This is a genomic window from Psychrobacter cibarius, assembly GCF_904845955.1.
Classification (GTDB): Bacteria; Pseudomonadota; Gammaproteobacteria; order Pseudomonadales; family Moraxellaceae; genus Psychrobacter; species Psychrobacter cibarius_B.
In genome coordinates this window covers 363,861-383,450 of record NZ_CAJGYX010000003.1, presented here as the reverse complement: position 1 = coordinate 383,450, position 19,590 = coordinate 363,861, and the positions used below count along the sequence as shown (strand labels likewise).

Annotated in this window: 18 protein-coding genes; 5 read left to right on the top strand and 13 right to left on the bottom strand. The window is 41.8% G+C overall.

Annotation, left to right across the window (positions count from 1 at the left end):
* Positions 1–185: 185 nt before the first annotated feature.
* The 5 genes from JMV76_RS08350 to queC form a co-directional block, all read right to left on the bottom strand.
* Positions 186–1,373 carry a mechanosensitive ion channel family protein gene (locus tag JMV76_RS08350; protein ID WP_227690226.1) on the bottom strand — a complete coding sequence of 396 codons (1,188 nt, stop codon included), beginning with the start codon at positions 1,371–1,373 and terminating at the stop codon, positions 186–188.
* A gap of 116 nt (positions 1,374–1,489) precedes the next feature.
* Positions 1,490–2,986: a dihydrolipoyl dehydrogenase gene (locus tag JMV76_RS08345; protein ID WP_201502325.1), complete on the bottom strand. Its 1,497-nt coding sequence runs from the start codon at positions 2,984–2,986 to the stop codon at positions 1,490–1,492.
* Between the two features lie 177 nt (positions 2,987–3,163).
* Positions 3,164–3,661: a peroxiredoxin gene (locus JMV76_RS08340; protein WP_201502324.1), complete on the bottom strand. Its 498-nt coding sequence runs from the start codon at positions 3,659–3,661 to the stop codon at positions 3,164–3,166.
* 190 nt (positions 3,662–3,851) lie between these two features.
* Complete coding sequence (locus JMV76_RS08335) at positions 3,852–4,181, bottom strand: hypothetical protein (RefSeq protein ID WP_045445384.1); 330 nt, start codon at positions 4,179–4,181, stop codon at positions 3,852–3,854.
* A gap of 236 nt (positions 4,182–4,417) precedes the next feature.
* Complete coding sequence (gene queC, locus JMV76_RS08330) at positions 4,418–5,134, bottom strand: 7-cyano-7-deazaguanine synthase QueC (RefSeq protein ID WP_167541684.1); 717 nt, start codon at positions 5,132–5,134, stop codon at positions 4,418–4,420.
* A gap of 429 nt (positions 5,135–5,563) precedes the next feature.
* Between queC and ttcA the strand changes: the two genes are divergently transcribed.
* Positions 5,564–6,721, top strand: a complete 1,158-nt coding sequence (gene ttcA, locus JMV76_RS08325; RefSeq protein ID WP_201502323.1) for a tRNA 2-thiocytidine(32) synthetase TtcA — start codon at positions 5,564–5,566, stop codon at positions 6,719–6,721.
* A 154-nt stretch (positions 6,722–6,875) separates the two neighbouring features.
* On the opposite strand, the gene JMV76_RS08320 is transcribed toward ttcA, so the two are convergent.
* From JMV76_RS08320 to ccoN, 6 genes are all read right to left on the bottom strand, one after another.
* On the bottom strand, positions 6,876–7,457 hold the full coding sequence (locus JMV76_RS08320) for a FixH family protein (protein ID WP_201502322.1): 582 nt from the start codon (positions 7,455–7,457) through the stop codon (positions 6,876–6,878).
* A gap of 335 nt (positions 7,458–7,792) precedes the next feature.
* Positions 7,793–9,202: a cytochrome c oxidase accessory protein CcoG gene (gene ccoG / locus JMV76_RS08315; protein ID WP_201502321.1), complete on the bottom strand. Its 1,410-nt coding sequence runs from the start codon at positions 9,200–9,202 to the stop codon at positions 7,793–7,795.
* Between the two features lie 479 nt (positions 9,203–9,681).
* The gene (gene ccoP / locus JMV76_RS08310; RefSeq protein ID WP_201502320.1) at positions 9,682–10,818 is read right to left on the bottom strand and encodes a cytochrome-c oxidase, cbb3-type subunit III; all 1,137 of its coding nucleotides are present in this window, start codon (positions 10,816–10,818) and stop codon (positions 9,682–9,684) included.
* A complete protein-coding gene (locus JMV76_RS08305) occupies positions 10,815–10,997 on the bottom strand; it encodes a CcoQ/FixQ family Cbb3-type cytochrome c oxidase assembly chaperone (RefSeq protein ID WP_010199605.1) in 183 nt (60 codons plus the stop codon). The genes ccoP and JMV76_RS08305 overlap by 4 nt, the downstream gene beginning before the upstream one ends.
* Positions 10,997–11,635, bottom strand: a complete 639-nt coding sequence (ccoO, locus tag JMV76_RS08300; protein ID WP_045445396.1) for a cytochrome-c oxidase, cbb3-type subunit II — start codon at positions 11,633–11,635, stop codon at positions 10,997–10,999. The genes JMV76_RS08305 and ccoO overlap by 1 nt, the downstream gene beginning before the upstream one ends.
* Before the next feature lie 9 nt (positions 11,636–11,644).
* Complete coding sequence (gene ccoN, locus JMV76_RS08295; RefSeq protein ID WP_201502319.1) at positions 11,645–13,126, bottom strand: cytochrome-c oxidase, cbb3-type subunit I; 1,482 nt, start codon at positions 13,124–13,126, stop codon at positions 11,645–11,647.
* Between the two features lie 859 nt (positions 13,127–13,985).
* Between ccoN and JMV76_RS08290 the strand changes: the two genes are divergently transcribed.
* Complete coding sequence (locus JMV76_RS08290) at positions 13,986–14,375, top strand: hypothetical protein (RefSeq protein WP_055123882.1); 390 nt, start codon at positions 13,986–13,988, stop codon at positions 14,373–14,375.
* A 130-nt stretch (positions 14,376–14,505) separates the two neighbouring features.
* Here the strand turns inward: JMV76_RS08290 and JMV76_RS08285 are convergent, their stop codons facing one another.
* The gene (locus JMV76_RS08285; RefSeq protein WP_201502318.1) at positions 14,506–15,480 is read right to left on the bottom strand and encodes a hypothetical protein; all 975 of its coding nucleotides are present in this window, start codon (positions 15,478–15,480) and stop codon (positions 14,506–14,508) included.
* Positions 15,481–15,933: 453 nt separating this feature from the next.
* Here JMV76_RS08285 and JMV76_RS08280 point away from each other — a divergent pair, with 453 nt between their 5' ends.
* The 3 genes from JMV76_RS08280 to JMV76_RS08270 all read left to right on the top strand — a co-directional run bounded on the left by JMV76_RS08280 (position 15,934) and on the right by JMV76_RS08270 (position 18,650).
* Complete coding sequence (locus JMV76_RS08280) at positions 15,934–17,169, top strand: lipoprotein-releasing ABC transporter permease subunit (RefSeq protein WP_201502317.1); 1,236 nt, start codon at positions 15,934–15,936, stop codon at positions 17,167–17,169.
* A 155-nt stretch (positions 17,170–17,324) separates the two neighbouring features.
* On the top strand, positions 17,325–18,005 hold the full coding sequence (gene lolD / locus JMV76_RS08275; protein WP_045451357.1) for a lipoprotein-releasing ABC transporter ATP-binding protein LolD: 681 nt from the start codon (positions 17,325–17,327) through the stop codon (positions 18,003–18,005).
* Positions 18,006–18,338: 333 nt separating this feature from the next.
* A complete protein-coding gene (locus tag JMV76_RS08270) occupies positions 18,339–18,650 on the top strand; it encodes a hypothetical protein (protein WP_227690222.1) in 312 nt (103 codons plus the stop codon).
* A 183-nt stretch (positions 18,651–18,833) separates the two neighbouring features.
* On the opposite strand, the gene JMV76_RS08265 is transcribed toward JMV76_RS08270, so the two are convergent.
* On the bottom strand, positions 18,834–19,409 hold the full coding sequence (locus tag JMV76_RS08265; RefSeq protein ID WP_045445416.1) for a DUF2062 domain-containing protein: 576 nt from the start codon (positions 19,407–19,409) through the stop codon (positions 18,834–18,836).
* Positions 19,410–19,590 lie beyond the last annotated feature (181 nt).

The window sequence follows — 19,590 nt, the reverse complement described above, 5'->3', positions numbered from 1 at the left end:
AATAAGATGTTTAACCGCCAATTTTACCATAATTCAGGGCAGGATGGTTTAAAGTGGTGGTGTTTATCAAAGAGAGATTCAGCAACGCTACCTTTCACAAAATCATGCTTACCATACTGAGGATGAAAACCTTAAGCCTAAAAATTGTGGGATAAATTGCTCAAGAGATAAATAATATAATGAGCTTATTTATCCGCTTTGCTCAGTGGTGGTGTTTCTGACACGACCTGCGTTGTAGTCGCAAAAGGTTTAGTGGCAATAGGATAATCCACATCCTTTGGCATAAGCAGACGCATATGAGGATAAGGAGTAGAAATATTAGCGGCATCAAAGGCACGCTTGATATCTTCTTTTAGACCTTCTTTAATTTTGGGCATGCGCGCGACAGCAGCAGGCTTGACCCAAAAACGCACGATAAAGAACACTCCGTATTCACCAATTTCATCCACAGTGGCGGAGGTTTCAGGACGGCTGAGTACCACATCGGTGTCAGTAAGCACCTGCAAAATTTCCTTGCGAGCAGTATCGACATCATCTTCAAAGGCGATACGCACACGAATATCGAAACGTATGAAGTTCTTGGAGGTTAAATTGGTCACCTCAGAGGAGGCAACGTTAGAGTTGGGAATAATGACGGTGATGTTGTCTCGCGTCAAAATATGGGTGGTGCGTAACGCAATGAGTACGACGCGACCCTCGTTGTCATTGATATGAATCCAGTCGCCAACCTGAAAAGATTGTTCGAGTAAAATGGTAATACCTGCAATGAAATTAGCAAGCGTTGATTGGGCAGCAAAACCGACTGCCAAGCCCACAATCCCTAAACCTGCGACCAATGAGACGATATCGAAACCAAATTGCGCCATGACGCTGGCAAGTCCGAGTACCAATAGCAGCACTGACAAGATGTTTTGAAGCAGCTGCTCTATAGAAGCATTGAGACCATAATGCTGTAACACCTTATGGATAATCTGTCCAGATGACGCCCAAAGTACATAATAAATACCCGCCCATGTACTGGCTTTTGCAGTAGCTTTGATAGTCTCTGGCTCAAAGTAAATCTGGCTCATAATGGCAATCAAGCTGGCAACTATCCAGATATAACGCAAGACTGAACGGACAATCTTGGTACGGCGCTCATTCAGGCGGATTTTTGTCCTACTTTGCTTAAGGATATAAATGGCAAGCCAATAAAAAAATCCCAACACTGCCAGCAGTATTAGGATTTTGATGGCAGTACTAGCGAGCTCTACCGCTTGAGACGACCAATCAAGTGACTCTTCATCGACAGAGCCGCCAAGCGCAAGGTAGAGGCTAGTATGCAGGTCACGAACAATCTCTTTAAAAAAATCAGTAATATTAGCGATTGCCATTTTTTGGTCCATGCAGAGTTTTTTAAAGTACCTCAAGTCGTCAGTGCTACCAAACACAACATGAGTGATGATTAATACGACACATCCTTGTTTTGAAAGTGTAGCTGAGCTGATGCTTAAAAGCTATCTTCCTGTGTGTCTTGGTACTGATAAGGTATTGCCATTTTGTGTTGAACATCGCGTAACGCGGTACGTAAGCCCTCTAATATCGTAGGATGATAAAAAGGCGTATCGAGCATGGCCTTAACACTCAAATCATTGGTAATCGCTGCCGCTAAAATGTGTCCAATATACTCGGCATCAGGACCCACCATACTAGCGCCTAAGATTCTATCAGTTTTTTTACAGCCATAGATATGTAGTAGACCACAGTTGACGCCCATCACGCGACTACGTCCTTGATTGTCGAAGCTAACGCTACCGATGACATATTCTAAGCTTGTATCCTGCTGAATGTCTGGTAGAGACATGCCGACGTTAACGATTTGTGGTGAGCAAAACACAATCGAGAAGGGCGTGGCGGGCGGGCGAATATGAGCGGCGTCTTCATTCTCGCAGACCATGCTTCCAGCGCTATAGCCTTCATCACTGGCCACATGCAATAGTGGGAGATTGGCGTTGGCATCACCAACGATATAGACATCTAAATCACCAATCTGACCTGTTTTTTTATTCAAGTGCTTTGGACGGTCTTTGTCGTCAAGCTCAACGCCTAAGTGTTCAACTCCCAGCGGCTTGATATTATTGCGGCGACCAGTGGCAACCAGTACATACTCACCTTGCCATTGTTGCGACTCTCCAGCACTGTCTTCATAATCAATGAACGCGGCTGAATGGTCATTATCCGTGGCTGTTTGCACACCGACATCACTGATTTTGCTGCCCAAATGCATGGTCAATTCGCGGCTTAAGCAATCGATAGCTTTGTTATTGATATCATCGTCTTTGAGACCTGCAACACGTTTGACACGATTAAACAAAGTTACTTCTACGCCTAAGCGTTTAAAGGCTTGCGCAAGCTCTAATCCGATAGCACCTGTACCGACGACGGCCATTGTTTTTGGTAAATTTGTGAGCTCAAAGATCGTATCAGAGGTGAGCATGGCGTCACCAAGCTTATCTGCCCAGCCATCTGGAATAAATGGAGAGCTGCCCGTGGCGATGATGATTTTGTCAGCGGCAATCAGCGCATCATTGACTTCAATGAATCCTCGGTTATTGATATGAGCGCGTCCTGAGATTTTTTTGTGATCAGGCCAGCTATCTACTTGAGCTTTGATATAGCTAGCAAAATGAGCACGCTCGTCCCGAACGCGTTGCATGACTTGCTTGCCATCTATCTGGACAGTGGCATGGACGCCAAATTCAGCAGAGTGATTGGCTTCATACGCGCGATCAGCGGCGGCAATCAATAGTTTGCTTGGCATACAGCCGACCGCAATACAGGTGGTCGTCCAGAATCCGTCGTTAATAATAACAACATCATCATGGGTTTTACTGGCTTGACGAAAAGCATTTTGCCCAGCAGTACCTGCACCGATAACGGCAACAGATACTTGGCGAGTAGCTTTGGATGCTGTGTTATCCGCTGCTGTATCGGATTGTTTATTCATATTATTCTCAAGTTATAAGATGTTTAGTATTCAGGGCTGTTTTTTAGATGAGTTTTTTAAGAGATTGCTCCAAAAAATTATTAAAAAACTATTTTTAGCCTCTGATATCCAGCGTTTATCGTAATGATTATTAGCGTCTATTTTAAAATGCTTTTTTATGACTCTTAGTTTTATTGGTTAAGGTACTAAGGTTTCAAGCAAACGTTCAGTGTAGCCTTTGGCACGTAGATTTCGCTGAGCATGCGTCAGATCGCCATCTTTGTTAAAAACGAACGCTGAGCGGACCAGCCCTAACGTTATTTTGCCATACATATTTTTTTCTTTAATAACATCAAAGTATTGGCATAGTTTTTCATCAGTATCGCTGATAAGGGCAATGTTTAAATCATATTTGGTGATGAATTTCTCATGAGATTCAACACTATCACGTGAGACGCCGATAATGTCATAGCCTAAATCATCAAACTCATGGAGGTGAGCAGTAAATTCGGTTGCTTGAGTGGTACAGCCTGGCGTACTATCTTTTGGATAAAAGTACAAAATAAGTCCTTTATCAGTATTGGCAATCATCTCTTTGAGATTGATTTCATCATGGATAAAGTTGCCGGCAAGCTTTCGTACTATCGTCACTGGAAAGTCAGGTAAGGTTAGGTTTTCTGTGGTTGGTTTTGCCATTATAAAATCCTTATTCATTTTTGTTTATATCAGTATTTACGTCAGTGCTTACGTCGATTGATAATCTATGCTGTGTACTTATTATAAGCAGATTAGCAGCGATTCATAATCAGTTTTACACTTTGCGCCTGTATTGACAACAAAAAAGACTGGCAATAGCCGGTCTTTTGTATATCGAACGAGATGTGTATTACGCTGGTTTTTGTGGTTGTTTTAAATCTAAGCCAACAGTGCATTGCTGTAAATCTTTTTGCATTTTTTTGACGTAAGGCAGTCCAGACGGATCTTTTTTGTCTTGGGCATAGCTCTCAATTTCCCACATCTGACCGATGGTCATGTTGCTACGCACACCAATAGTGCAATTGCATAGTTTGGTCGCATCGCCTTTGTCAGCGACTTTATATTTGACCGCACCATTAACGCAGGTATTGATGTTATTTTGCTTAATATCGGCAGCATTTGCTTGTGGCATCACAAAAATGGCAGCTAAAGCTAGGGGTAATAATGGCAACAACTTCATAAATATCCTCTTACGGGTAGCATCAGTTTTCTAAATCTTGTACTCAAAGTAAAGCAAAAGTACTCATAGCTCGTTGACTAATGTGGTTACTTATATCTTGTGATAAATACAATCGCTCATACCATAACAAGTATGTGAGTTAAAATACAACGGCGGCGTGCTGTGTTAATGCAAGCGAATGTTTCGCTAATGTTGATTGCTATCACGCTTTCATGCAAGTGCAATTCTATCATTCACTAAGATTGATAATGGGTTGGGTCAGTGATGCCTGCCTGAGCAAAGCCTTGACGGCGTAGGGCACAGCTGTCACATACACCGCAAGCAAGACCTTGTGCATCGGCTTGGTAGCAAGATATGGTTTGCCCATAATCGACGCCCAATGACAATCCAAGCTCAATGGTTTTTGCTTTTGACAGTTGCTGTAATGGCGTTTGAATGGATAAGTGATGACCGGTAACGCCCGCTTTGGTGGCAAGATTAGCCATATGCTCGAAGGCGGCAATATACTCTGGACGACAGTCAGGGTAGCCTGAGTAATCGACTGAGCTGACACCAATGACGATATGATTGGCATCGGTCACTTCAGCGACGGCTAGCGCATAAGACAAAAATATCGTATTACGCGCAGGCACATAGGTGTTGGGAATAGCGTCGTTATCGATCTCATCACGCTTTTTATTAGGAAATTTATCCGTATCGCCATCAGGAACAATCATACTGTGATCTGTCAGCGAAGAGCCACCAAGCTGAGCGATATCAATATCAATGATTCTATGATTGACCTCGGCAGTCTCAGCGATGGCTTTTGCCGCGACCAGCTCACTATTGTGGCGTTGACCATAATTAAAACTGACCGCAGTCACCGACGCATAACGTGCCTTGGCCCAATACAAACAAGTCACCGAATCAAGCCCGCCTGACAGTAGCACAACGGCATTTTGGCTTTTATGCAGAGCATTTAAGTCAGTATCGAAGGCTTGATTATTAGAGGCGTTTTGCGAAGTAACATTAGTCATAGTGGTATCTATTATTGGTTTGCGAAATTGATTTGCGAAAAACGCCTATTTTAGCAAAAATACGCTCATTACAGAACCACGAAGCCATTATAAATACGATATGAAACTCAATCAGCTCAAAAGAGAAATTTGTTTATAAAAGTGTGGAGTTATCAGCAGTGCTATGGTCGAATATTCAGCATGCCTTAAGCTAAGCCATAAAAAAGACTGAATATTTAATCTGATAGTTTAATCTCATCTTTTCAATCTGTTAGCAAATTTTGTTATAATCGCTGCTTTTAGAGCCACTGTGCTATTACCTCCTTGCTAAAGGCTTTATCCTTCCATTTTTTAGCAAAATTTCCTTGTAAAGATATTGAGTAACTTATGACCGCAGCAACCTTGTTTACGCCACAAATTACGCCTGAAATCGATGATATGTCAGCTGATACAGGTTTGGATAATCATGCTTGGGACACTGATGGCGATAGTATGGAATATGAGGATGTTGCTGACGATCATACAAATGAAGACAGTATCGCCGCTGCACCGTCAACGTCTACTGAATCAGCAGAGTTCCGTAAACTACAAAAGAAGCTGCGTAGACAAGTCTCTTGGGCAATTCGTGATTTTAATATGATCGAAGACGGCGATGTGGTCATGGTCTGTGTTTCAGGTGGTAAAGACAGCTATACTTTGCTGGATATTTTACTATTACTCAAGCGTATCGCCCCGATTAACTTTGATATCGTCGCGGTCAATCTCGATCAAAAGCAACCCGGTTACCCTGAAGATATCTTGCCAGCATATCTGAACGAGCAGGGCATTGCTCACTATATTTTAGAAAAAGACACTTATAGTATCGTTAAGAGCGTGGTGCCAGAAGGCAAAACTTATTGCTCGGCGTGTTCACGTCTGCGCCGCGGCTCGTTATACGGTTTTGCTAAGCAGATTGGTGCAACCAAAATTGCGCTGGGTCATCATCGCGATGATATGTTGGCGACTTTCTTTTTGAATTTATTTCATGGCGGCACTCTTAAATCGATGCCACCGAAATTGCTCAGTGACGACAAGCAAAACCTACTTATTCGTCCACTGGCTTATGTCGAAGAAAAAGACATCATCGAATATGCTCGCTTAAAAGAATTTCCAATTATTCCGTGCAACTTATGTGGCAGCCAAACCAACTTACAAAGAGCCATTATCAACGATATGTTGCGGGAATGGGATAATGCTCATCCGCAGCGTTTGGCCTCTATTTTTAAAGCCATGCAAAACGTCGCACCGTCGCAATTAGCAGACCGTGAATTGTTTGATTTTGAGCAGTTAAGTCTTGATCGTGATGACAATGAGCGTTTGTTTGAAGGAGATAATATTCAAGCTGGGCAGACCGAGAGCTTGGCTGAAATTGGCTTACCTGTATCGCCAAAAACTCAAGCGTTCAATCCGAAGTTTGATCGTAAGCTGCTTTCGACAGAGTCTGATAATTCAGCAGAAAATAAGCATACGAATCAGAAAATTCCAACAATAAATCCTGTTATTTAACGATCCATTTATTCGATATTGTTAAATGACATTTATAAAAAATAGCATAAACCGTTAGTGTAAAAAAACCAGCTCATTATTGATAAATGGCTGGTTTTTTTATGTGTTAATAAATTGAATATTAACCATGTCTATAAAAGTAGTTTTTATAAAATCAACTTTCTGCAAAAACAGGTAATGGGTCAAAGCTAACTTTTGAACGTGGTAATTTCGCCACATCTTGCATACGCCAGTCATCTTTACCATCACTACTTACTTGTAGATAATATTTTGCTTTTAGAGGATCTATATCTACCTGCGCACTGTATTTATTGCCTTCGACATATTGAAGTACGACATCGTGATCTTTTTTGATGTCGGTTGCATGCGAGATAGACAGCTCTAGTTTTTCAGGATAAGCCAGAGGATTACCATTTAGCAGTTTACCTGATTGCAGACTCTGTTCAGGATAATTTAGATAGAATACAACATTACCATTATCTGCAAACTGCATTTCGCCGTGCAAATCTAAGTCATAAGTCAGTTTGTCACGTGACACATCATGATAAAGCGTCTTACCATCCATATACCAGTCGTCACGTACCACGCTATCCCGAATTTGATAAGAGTAATAAACAAAAAAGATACAGGCCACTACGACAAATGCTGGCATGCCAATAACAAAAATAACCACCATGTAATTCTTATACCATGGCTGAGTATCTTGATGCTTAAAATTTGATGCTGGAGTAGACATAAAATACCTATTAATCAGATATCTGTTTATCAGATATCTATAAACTGTATCAATGGATAAGCTGACAGCGAAACAGCTGCCAGTTTAATGATAAATCGTCCACCTGCTAGCCACTGACTCACAAGTGAAATATAGAATTATATACTAGGGTGTATCCTCAGTCTGAATGAAAGCACCTAAATGGATTAAAAATGGTTAAATTTTGCCAAACTACTGGTTAATAGCACGATGTTATCTGCACTATTTTCCCAGTTTGGCTGCCATTTATCTCATTTTTATTACCACTTTTAAAATGAGGACCCGCACTAGCTAAGCTATCAAGCGCTTATAAAAACCTACTGCCCTTGAGTAGTAAATACGTTTTGTTTACTGACTTTATACTGACCATCTTCACTGGTCACATTTAGGGTCACTGACGTTTGTTCAAAATCGATGACCTTAGGATCGCCATAAATACTCACAGGCATATCAAAGCTTTCACCTGCTTCTAATGGTACATCGTTGAATCGCAGCGCCAAGCTCAAACCTTCTTGTGGAGCAAGGGTTATTGTATAGGTATGCGGCTCTTGTGTTTTATTAGTCAGCTTGACGATATAGCTGTTTTCAATCATGCCTTGATTATTCACTGAAGACAACTGATTACGGTCACGGCGAATATCAATCTCTAACGGTACACGGTCCGTCAACGCATAAATAACGCCACCACATAAAATAGTAATAACGGCTAAATAAGCAAATAGACGTGGACTGATGACGCGGGTATTTTCTTTTTCTGACAACTGTCGTTCTGTTGTATAGCGGATAAGCCCACGTGGATAGCCGACTTTATCCATAATTTCATTACAAGCGTCAATACAAGCAGCACATTGGATGCAACCAACTTGCAAGCCATCTCGAATATCAATCCCAGTCGGACAAACCTGTACGCACATGGTACATTCGATACAATCCCCTAAATGTTCAGGATGGGTGCCTTTTTTACGTGCCCCGCGAGGTTCGCCACGTTCATAATCATAAGACACAACCAACGTATCTTTATCAAACATAACGCTCTGAAAACGACCATAAGGACAGATCTGTACGCACATCTGCTCGCGCATGTAGCCCGCATTGGCATAAGTGGCAAAGGTAAAGATAAACATTGATACCCATACCCATGTTGGCCAATCAGGAATAGGAATAAAACCAATGGTTTGCCAGCTTTGATATAAATAATCTGTTCCAGCGACATAACTGACAAAGGTTGCCGCGGTAATCACTGAAAATACCAGCCAAATAAAATATATCAAAGAACGTTTAAAGGCTTTTTTTGCACTCATCGGTTCTTTATCAAACTTGATACGTTTGTTGCGATCGCCAATCACCCATTTTTCAACATATTGATAAAGATGTGTCCAAATCGTCTGAGGGCAGGCATAGCCACACCAAACACGCCCCGCATACACAGTCACCATGAATAAAGTGAATGCGGCAATAATCGCAAAGGCGGCAATGAAGTAAAAATCTTGGGTCAAAAAAGTCATGCCAAAAATATAGTAATGCTGCGAGGGAACATCAAGCCATATTGCTTGCCTACCATTATAACGTAACCACGGCAAAAGCAGAAAAGCGGCTAAAAGTGCATACATCGTGACGACACGAATGTTTTGATAAAAACCGGTGACAAACCTAGGGTGAACTCGATGCTTGGTCGCATCAAGGTCAATTTGCTGTACAGGGATTTTATTGGGTTGTGGTGCTGACATAAACGTGCCTCTTTTAAAAAAGAATCAGTTTGCTGGCATGATGAACAAACATCTTTAATCATCAGATGTATGAGTGTGTGATGTTATCAATGTCAGTAAGTAGCGGATAAAATATTGAACAGAAAAATATTTTAACCCATCTACCAAATGATCGATTGCAAATAGCTTAATGAGAATGGATGACTATCTTCTAAATTCGCCACTAATAAGTGGTTTTTATGTATTATCATTTTAGCATTCTCCCTATTATAAATGGGGTAATAATCTTAAAAACCAATCAATATATCAGCATAATGATCGATATATTGGTCATGCTCTATGCAGTATTAAACTCCATTTCATTTGCTACTCAAATTTTGACAATGCGGTAGCAGTCGATAAATTCTCATCAAAGAATTTATAAAAAAAGGAGAACTGCAATAACAGTTCTCCTTTTATCAAATCTTATCCACTGATGCTATGACAACCATCTTTAAATATTAGTTAGCCGTCGTTTCTATAGTGGTTGCTATTTGAGTAGCGGTTGGTGCTTTAGCAGCAGGTTGAGGGGTTTTATCTGATAATGAGTAAACATAAGCTGCAAGTAGCATAATACGCTCATTACCCAGTTTGGTTTCCCACTCAGGCATCATACCAGCACGACCATAACGTAAGGTTTCGCGGATGGTCTCACGATCACCACCATATAACCAAATGTTATCTGTCAAGTTTGGCGCGCCAGTAGAAGTCATACCTTTGGCATCTGCACCATGACAAAGTACACAGTTAGTCGGCTCATTAAAGATGGCCTCACCTTGAGCGACTTGAGCTTTATCAAGCTCGTAACCAGGTTGGTTGCCAGATATTGATAGCGCGTATTCAGATACCGCACGTACCCCATCTTCACCGATTTGATCACGCCATGCAGCCATACCACCAACTCGACCTTTATGTAGCGTGGTCAAAATGTTTGACGCTTCTCCGCCATATAACCAGTCATTGTCAGTTAGATTTGGATAGCCTATCGCACCTTTGGCGTTAGAGCCATGACAGACCGCACAGTTCTGTAAGAACAAACGACTACCAACTTTTAAAGCATTCCGGTTTTCTGAAAGCTTTTCTACATAAGGGGATAGTTCTGCAGTTTTCTTGTCAATTTGATCTTGCAGATCTGCTGGTGGTGTTTCACTGCGGCGCATCGTTGCCTGTAACTCAGCAAGTGCCGCTAAGGTCTGTGTCGCACCACTAGCATCCGCTTTTGCTAAAATATTTTTCTCAAAGTTATCCGTAAATACTTTGTTATTACTCTCAAGTTCGCTATATAGCTCGTTCTTAGAGGTCCACGGTACAATTTCGCCATCGACTTCTACAGTGGCAATACCTTCCCATTTTGATGGGAAAATACCTGGGAAAAATACCCAATAGGCAACACCCCAAGCAATAGAGCCAAAAAATATCACGAGCCACCATTTAGGCAATGGCTTGTCGTACTCTTTGATACCATCATAAGCGTGGCCTGTCGTACCGTCATCTTCTAGTTCTGGCTTGTACTTCAATACCATTAGTAAGACACCGAGGATAGCAGCCCAACACATGATACTTAGTATGGTAATCCAAGAACTCCAAAAAAATGTCATCGTTTATCCTTATTGCGCTGCTCTTCAGACAGAGATTTTATATCCTCGTCATCAAGCGCAAGTTGTGCATCTTCTTCGAAGCGTTTTTTGTTTTTTGGCGAATACGCCCACCATGCAACACCTACGAAGGCAACAAAGGCAGAAACGGTCGCAATTGTTTGTAATTCACCAATACCCATTAGCGCTGTCCTTCCATCGCGGTGCCCAGTTGCTGTAGATAAGCAACCAAAGCATCAAGCTCAGTGGCACCAAGTACAGCATCTGGTGCTCCTTCGATATCTTCTTCAGTGTAAGGTACACCAAAGCGATCACGGAATAGACGCATTTTAGTTTGAACGTTTTCACCATTCACTTCGTTGGTAGCAAGCCACGGGAAACCAGGCATTACTGATTCAGGTACTAGTGAACGTGGCGCAATTAAATGCTGCTTTTGCCAGTCTTCAGAATAACGACCGCCAACACGTGCCAGATCAGGTCCAGTACGTTTTGAACCCCATAAGAATGGGTGATCCCACGTAGATTCAGCAGCACGTGAGTAAGGTCCATAACGTTCAACTTCAGCACGTAGTGGACGAATCATCTGAGTATGACATACGTGACAACCTTCACGAATATAGATGTCACGACCCTCAAATTCTAGTGCAGTCCATGGCTCCATAGAGGGCAGGGGAGCATTCACCCCACCTTCTTCAGGACCCTTGTTGTCATATATCAATGGTACGATTTCAACTAGCGTTGCAAAGCTAATAGCAATAACGATACCGATAACCAACAAGCCTGTATTTTTTTCAATAATTTCATGCGGTGTACCAGACATGATCGCTCCTTATACGTTAGCTGCTGAAGGTTTATCAACACTAGGTTCATGATCAGTAGGATCTGCGATATCGACAGGCTTACCTTCTGGCATTTTAAGTGTTTTATAAACGTTATATGCCATCACAAACATACCCGATACATACAAGAAGCCACCAAAAGCACGACCAATATATGGGAAATGTGAGAACTCAACTGTATCAACGAAGCTATATACCAATGTACCGTCTGGATTAGTAGCCAGCCACATCATGCCTTGGCCAATACCTGAAATCCAGATAGATACGATATAGAAAATAGTACCCGCTGTCGCCAACCAAAAATGCGTGGTGATTAAGCTGATAGAATACATCTTAGGTTTGTTATAGATACGTGGTAACAGTACATATAGCGAACCAATGGTAATCATACCTACCCAACCAAGTGCACCTGAGTGTACGTGACCGACTGTCCAATCTGTATTATGCGATAACGCATTCACTGTCTTAATCGACATCATTGGACCTTCAAAGGTCGACATCGCATAAAACGACAATGCCACAATCATAAAGCGAATGATCGGATCGGTACGCAGCTTATCCCAACTACCTGATAGTGTTAGTACACCGTTAATCATACCACCCCAAGATGGCGCAAACAGGATGATTGAGAATACCATTGCTAGAGACTGCGTCCAATCTGGAAGCGCTGAATAATGCAAATGGTGACCACCAGCCCACATATATGACGCAATAAGCGCCCAAAAGTGAACGATAGACAAACGGTAAGAATAAATAGGACGACCAATCTGTACTGGAACGAAGTAATACATCATTCCTAAGAAAGCTGCCGTTAGATAAAAACCTACCGCGTTATGTCCGTACCACCACTGCACCATTGCATCGGTCGCACCGCCAAATAACGAGTAAGACTTAAATGCGCTAACAGGAATCGCCATGCTGTTTACGATATGCAGTAATGCAATCGTAATAATAAAGGCTGCAAAGAACCAGTTAGCCACATAAATATGTGAAGTTTTACGTTTGATGAGCGTACCGAAGAAAACAATGGCATAAGAGATCCATACCAAGGCAATCAAAATATCGATTGGCCACTCAAGCTCAGCGTATTCCTTGGTCGATGTTAAACCTAAAGGTAGGGTAATAACCGCTGATACGATAACGGCTTGCCAACCCCAAAAGGTAAACCAAGCTAAATAAGGCGCAAATAACCTTGTCTTACAGGTACGCTGAACAATATAGTAAGACGTTGCGAACAGGGCAGAGCCACCGAACGCAAAAATGACCGCATTGGTATGTAGCGGTCTTAAACGACTAAATGTCAGCCATGGAATGTCAAAGTTAAGTGATGGCCATGCTAACTGTGAAGCAATGAACACACCAATACTCATGCCGACGATGCCCCATACCACGGCCATTATCGTAAAGAATCTTACGATAGTAATTTCGTACTCACGGTCAACTGGGGCGACTGCTGTGTTTTGTAAACTCATTGGATGATTCCTTTACAGCCCGAATTATCAACAGAATTAACTAACTCTCCGCGCTATCTGCATCATAAAAGTAATAGTCAGATAAAAATAGAATCGCGGCACATGCTGTTTTTTGGCTCGCTTATCACCATAGTATTACTAACTATCAATCTAAGCTTTCGTTATATCAGCTGGTATTGAGGCATAAAGGCGTTTTAAACCCACGACACTCACAGCTGGTCGATAGTAGGATTGTTAATAAATCATTAAGGTGAATAAGAAGGTGCGCCGTTTTTGAGCATCAAACATCTAAAGAGGTGAAGTATTTATCTTAATTATTACCAAAAATGCTGTACTAATGAAGATAGATACCAATATCCATAGGGCCATAAAAATGTACTGACCATAGACGTATGCTAGCGGCGGCTGACAAAAAAACATGTTTGCGTAATGTTTAGTTAAAACTCCCGACTCTGTTTAAGGGTATTGTAACGCAATCCTAATCAAATATCATCAGAACTATGCGGCAAAATACAAACTCTTTGGTAAAAATCTTAGCAAGCAACTTATTATAGCTGTGCAATTTGTCTATTTTATACCCAATTTTATCACGATTCTAGGAATACATTTTGGTGATAGAGGGACAGTAATTACTGCGCTTAGATATCATGACCAGCAGTATTTTTGTAACAATGGCCGCATAAGCACTCTAAATAAGTTTTACTTATCATCAAGTCGACCCTTATAATGAGGCTAAATATAAGTGATGATAGCAGTTTTTATACTGCTATTATGAGCAACTATTTTATCACTTGATATCCAGTCAGGCGAGTGAGCCAAACAACGGTAGCCTGAAATAACACCAATTAAGGACAATAATATGGCAGTTTTTTTGACAGATGAGTGGTTTGAGCAAGTTGAGCAAATGGGTAATGAGGCAGGCGAGCTAAATTTGCCGCCAGCACTGGCGAATATGATCGTCAACCTAAAAGTCTCTGATACTGAGCAAGACATCGAAGCAAACTTTGCAAACGGTTTATTGCATCGCGGCTTGAACGACGCCGCGACAACTACCTTGTTGCTTGACCGCAGTATCTTGCAATCCATTATCACTGATTTCGATACCAATGAAATTATGGGTGCTTTTATGGGTGGTAAAATTCGTGTTGAAGGCGATATGTCACAACTGATGGCAGTACAAACGGCACGCCCAAGTGCTGAACAAAAAGAGCTATATACTCGTATCAAATCAATGACGACCATGGCTTAATTCTATATTCGCAGGGTTTTATCCCGACGATTGTAAGAAGACAAAAAGCCCCTAATGCTTATTAGGGGCTTTTTATTTGATGATACATTTAATGGTCATTCTTAAAAGTAGCGGATGACTCGTAAAGTAGTTAACTGGCTTTTGATCGCTGCGCTGCACTTTGCTGGTTTTCTTTATAGATGGCAGCTTGTAGCCAGACGTTCGCTTGTACGTAGTCATGCACTTTAATAAAAGCCGTCTCTGGCGTGTTGAGCGCACCGATACGAATCACGAAAGAATCGGCATCTTGTTCGCGTAGTATCACTTCATCAAACAGCATAATGGATTTATCATTAAATGTTGTTTCTTGCTTGCCGAGCACCTGACCTTGGCACCATGCTTCATCTTCTTGTCCCAAAGTATCACCGAATAGATAGGCACACATGTGACCCAAGTTGATCTCAACTGGTGCCATTTGTGCTTTGGTCTCTGGTTTCCATTCTTTGATTTGCTCTTGCAGATCATCGGGTATTTTTCCATCATTGGCGGCAACGATGTCGTTAAATGCACGGTGGTAGCGGATCGCTTCTTGATCTTCAACCATGATGACTTCGTTTTGCTCACTTAGCTTAATCTCATGTGCCCAAGCGCTAAAGTTCACAAAGTAAGACGTGTCTCGCTGATATAAATGGCGATTGGTGGTGTAGAGCTGGTCAAAGGCGTAAATAATACTGCCATCAGCGGTACGCAAGCGTAATACAGCATCGTGTGAGTTGTCATTGGCAATGATACGCTCAATCTTACAATTGAGTCCATATGGGCTATCGACACAAGGATAAGCATTGATAAAGCATTCAGGCTTGCCATTTTTCATGGCCAATACTTGATTGATATGACAAGGCTGGTTTTCAGACAGCAATAGGCAGCTGTCTTGAGCGCTGACATTGCTATTGAGGCCTTTAGGCATGGCCGCCTTTTCGATCATTTTTTGTAGCCATTCTGGCACGTCATGACTCATGTCATCGGTCAGAATACGCCAATGATCGGCGTGACCTGCAGATTGTTCATCAGTCATGGTGATTTTGGTGGGAGATTGGACGTTTTTATATTGATAATTAATGGTCATGAAGATACTCAAAATTAGTCAGCGTGAGGTTTGGACCTGAAACGGCTATCGCTGGCTATCATAATGCTCTATTTAACACGATAGATTTATGATAGTTGGCAACGTTGTCATCAGTAAAGGGTCAACAAACCACAATGAATGGTTAATGACAATTGTCCTTAGCATACAATATATAGGTATTGACGCAAGTAATAGCAAGCCCCTCATAAAAAATAGTAACAAAAGCCAGTTTTTTATTAAAAAATACGCCCAGTTTTTGCTAATGACTGGCACATATCAGCCAAATTGTGTCAAACTAGCTCCCTTTTGACGGCTGTCTTTGGCTCGTCTGAAACCCTGTTTTTGTGTTCGATTTATATGTGACTATGGCAAGTGCAGGTGTGAGATGCATTTGCTGTTGCTCGTTGTATAGTATATATAAAGTCGCACGTAGATAAGATAAAGAGTTTGAATATGTTTCGTCCTTTAGCGTTGTTTATCGGCTTACGATACACCCGAGCAGAGCGTAGTAATGGTTTTATCTCCTTTATCTCGCTTATCTCGATGATTGGTTTGACTCTTGGGGTTGCCGTATTGATCACGGTGCTATCAGTCATGAATGGTTTTGATCGGGAGTTAAAAACCCGTATTTTAGGTATGGTCCCGCAAGCAACGGTCGTATCCACCGAGATTATCAGTGATTGGAAACAATTGGCTGATAAAATTAAAGAAGATCCTGAAGTGGCAGCTGTAGCGCCCTTTATTCAACTGCAAGGGATGTTGACGTCAAACGGTCAGGTTGCAGGGATTATGGTCACTGGTGTCGATCCTGAATACGAAAAAGATGTCTCTATTATCAATGAACATATGGTTCAAGGCAGTATTGATACTTTACAAAGTGGTGAGTTCAATATTGTGCTAGGTGAAGAGATGGTACAGTCTCTAGGGCTACAACTGGGTGATAAAGTGACGCTAGTGCTGCCAGAGGCATCGCCTTCACCAGCTGGCGTGATACCACGATTCAAGCGCTTTACCTTGACAGGTATTTTTACCATCCGTCCAGAAGTGGATAGCCTCATGGCATTTATCCCGATGGGTGATGCGGCAAAACTGTTGCGTCTGCCAGATGGCGCGCAGGGTGTGCGTATGAAGCTCAATGACATCTTTACCGCTCCGATGGCAGCAGAAAAAGCCGCCGCTATTGCCCCTCAGCAGTTGTATCCTAATGATTGGACACAAACACATGGCAACCTATTTGGTGCGATTCAAATGGAAAAAGCCATGGTCGGCTTGCTGCTATTTTTAATTATCCTAGTGGCTGCTTTTAATATTGTTTCCAGCCTAGTGATGCTCGTTACCGACAAAAAAGCGGACATTGCGATTCTAAAAACTTTTGGTGCATCCCCTCGTTTGATTACCCAAGTGTTTATGGTGCAAGGCGTGGTCATCGGTGTGATTGGTACGATTGCTGGTACGATACTGGGCGTGATATTTGCGCTTACAGTGAGTGATATTTTAGGCTTTATTAATCAAGTCTTTAATTTGAACTTGTTTGATGCGTATTTTGTTAATTATTTACCATCAGAGTTGCGTGTACTAGATGTGGTATTGATTACAGGTGCGTCTTTCGTACTGAGCTTTTTGGCAACCATTTATCCAGCACGCCGAGCGGCTAAGATTCAGCCAGCACAGACGTTGCGTTATGAATAAATGATTTTATATGCCGCTTAAGTTTTTATATACAGTTTAGGTTATTACCAATGCTTGTTTGGTAAAATTAATTTTAATGCAAGTTTAGGCTGATAAATTGTTTGTAGCGCTGAATAAAGCATCAATACCAGTATAAATAGAATAAAGGAAAAGCCATGTCTGCCATTTTAGAGGCGAAAAATATCAACAAGATATATGATGAAGGGGCGGTTAGTACGCAAGTACTGACTGGCTTGGATTTGACCGTCCATGCTGGCGAGCGCATCGCCATCGTTGGCACCAGTGGTTCAGGCAAGAGCACTTTGCTACACTTGCTTGGTGGTCTTGATACGCCAACCAGCGGTGAGGTCTGGCTACATGGTCAATTGTTAAATAGCATGAATGAAACTGAGCGCGGTGCCATGCGTAACAAGCATTTGGGGTTTATTTATCAGTTTCATCATTTATTAGCCGAATTTACTGCCATTGAAAACGTTGCAATGCCGTTATTGATGCGACCAGAGGTCTCAACGACTTCAGCAAGAGAGCAAGCAATTGCGATACTAGAAAGTGTCGGACTTGAGCATCGTCTGGCGCATAGACCTGGTGAGCTATCGGGCGGCGAGCGCCAGCGTGTGGCTATTGCCCGTGCTTTGGTTACGAAGCCATCGCTTATTTTGGCAGATGAGCCAACGGGTAATTTGGACTATGACAATGCGCAAAGCGTGTTTGGATTATTATCAGAGCTGCAAAATACGATGCAGACGGCACTATTAATGGTGACACATGATCGCAATCTCGCGGCGCTGGCGGATCGTCAGTTATTGCTACGTAATGGTCATTGGGAGCAGTATTAGCTGTTTTTTAACACTGCATTTTTTAACGCTTTATTTGTAATAGCGTAAATGGTTATGGTTGCTCAGTAGTAGGGTGTGTCCTGATTTAAGTCAATGGATATCTATATGGGCTAAAATTTGTCAAACGTCGTTGAAATGAACTGCTGATTAATATCACTATAATCTGTGTTATTTCTCTTGTTTAACGGCAATTTGTCTCGCTTTTATCACCATTATTAAATGAGGATATACCCTAGAACAACAAGATTATGCTCAATAGACACGAAGTTTTTAATAAAAATAAACGCAAAATGGGGCTGCAAAATGCCGCCAATTGATTGAAGAAGGATTGTTATGATGGATAGAGATGATGACCCAATCGCTGCTTTTGGCAGTGCCGAAGAAGGCAATGAACCTTTAAAACCCTATATGGATGCGACGTTATTCGAGACAATTGATAAACAGGCACAAATAGATCTATTAACACCCGTTTTTGATGCCATTACTTTGGCTGGCGTTGATTATGATCTAAAAGCTCAAGACAGTGCAACGGGCAAACGTTATACATTGCTTAAAGATGAAAAAGTGGTTGAAGTTTTCGTGATGGACACTAGCCTTACGGACAACATCCTTGCGGCCATAGAAAAGAATAAAGAAGCAGAATGATGGGTACCAACAAAGAAAATGGTTTTTGTTTTTTAGGTCATAGCCAGCTAAGGTGATATCGAGACATAGCATAGAATAATCGAGGGTAGATGGTGATCTAGATTGCTATCGTTAGCGAATGGCTAGTAGTAAAGGGTGGTTCGCTACGTTAGGGTTACCATGACTTGATAACAGCCGCATATATTAGATTTTAGGCGGTTTATCAGAAGGTTCTTGCTGACGCTTTTGCCAGCTCACGACGGTTTTATAGCGCCAAACCGCCTTAAATGCCAGTCCACAAACGATGCTGGTCACAATCGCTAAGATCGTCAAGCCTATGCAAAAAGCAGCAATCGATACCGTGCCGCGATAGGTAATAAATGGATTTGCACCATCTGACAGTGCCCATAAGCTAAAATCAGCAATCATCCTGCCGATAAGCCGCAGACTAATCATCGGTACGTCAAGGATTTTGGCACCGATATAATAGCCTGCATAAAAGATGGGCAAGCTCGTGAGTGGATTGGTAATCCAAGTCAAACCGAGTGCCATGGGAACATTGGCACGGAAAATTAATGAGCCAACTAGAGCCAGTAGCATTTGCCCTGGCAATGGGAAAAATGCACTAAGCACCCCGATATAGACCGCTTTATTTAAGCTATGTCGATTAAAGTGCCATAATCGTGGATCAGCCAAATGCGGTGCGAACAGTTTTAAGGTGCGACTTTCTAAGATTTTCTCTGGCGTAGGAAGCAGGTCTTTCAGACGTTTTTGGGGCACAGGATCGCCTTTTGTAATCGTTAGCTACAGTCCGCTCAATCGCATTGATGGTCTGCTATAAAGTAATATTATTCATAAAGTGTACAGCTGAGAATATAGAGGATAATGATGTTAGATTATCATCATCGCAATATGTCAGTCAGTATAGGGTAATAGTTATATAAATGCTATTGCATGACGT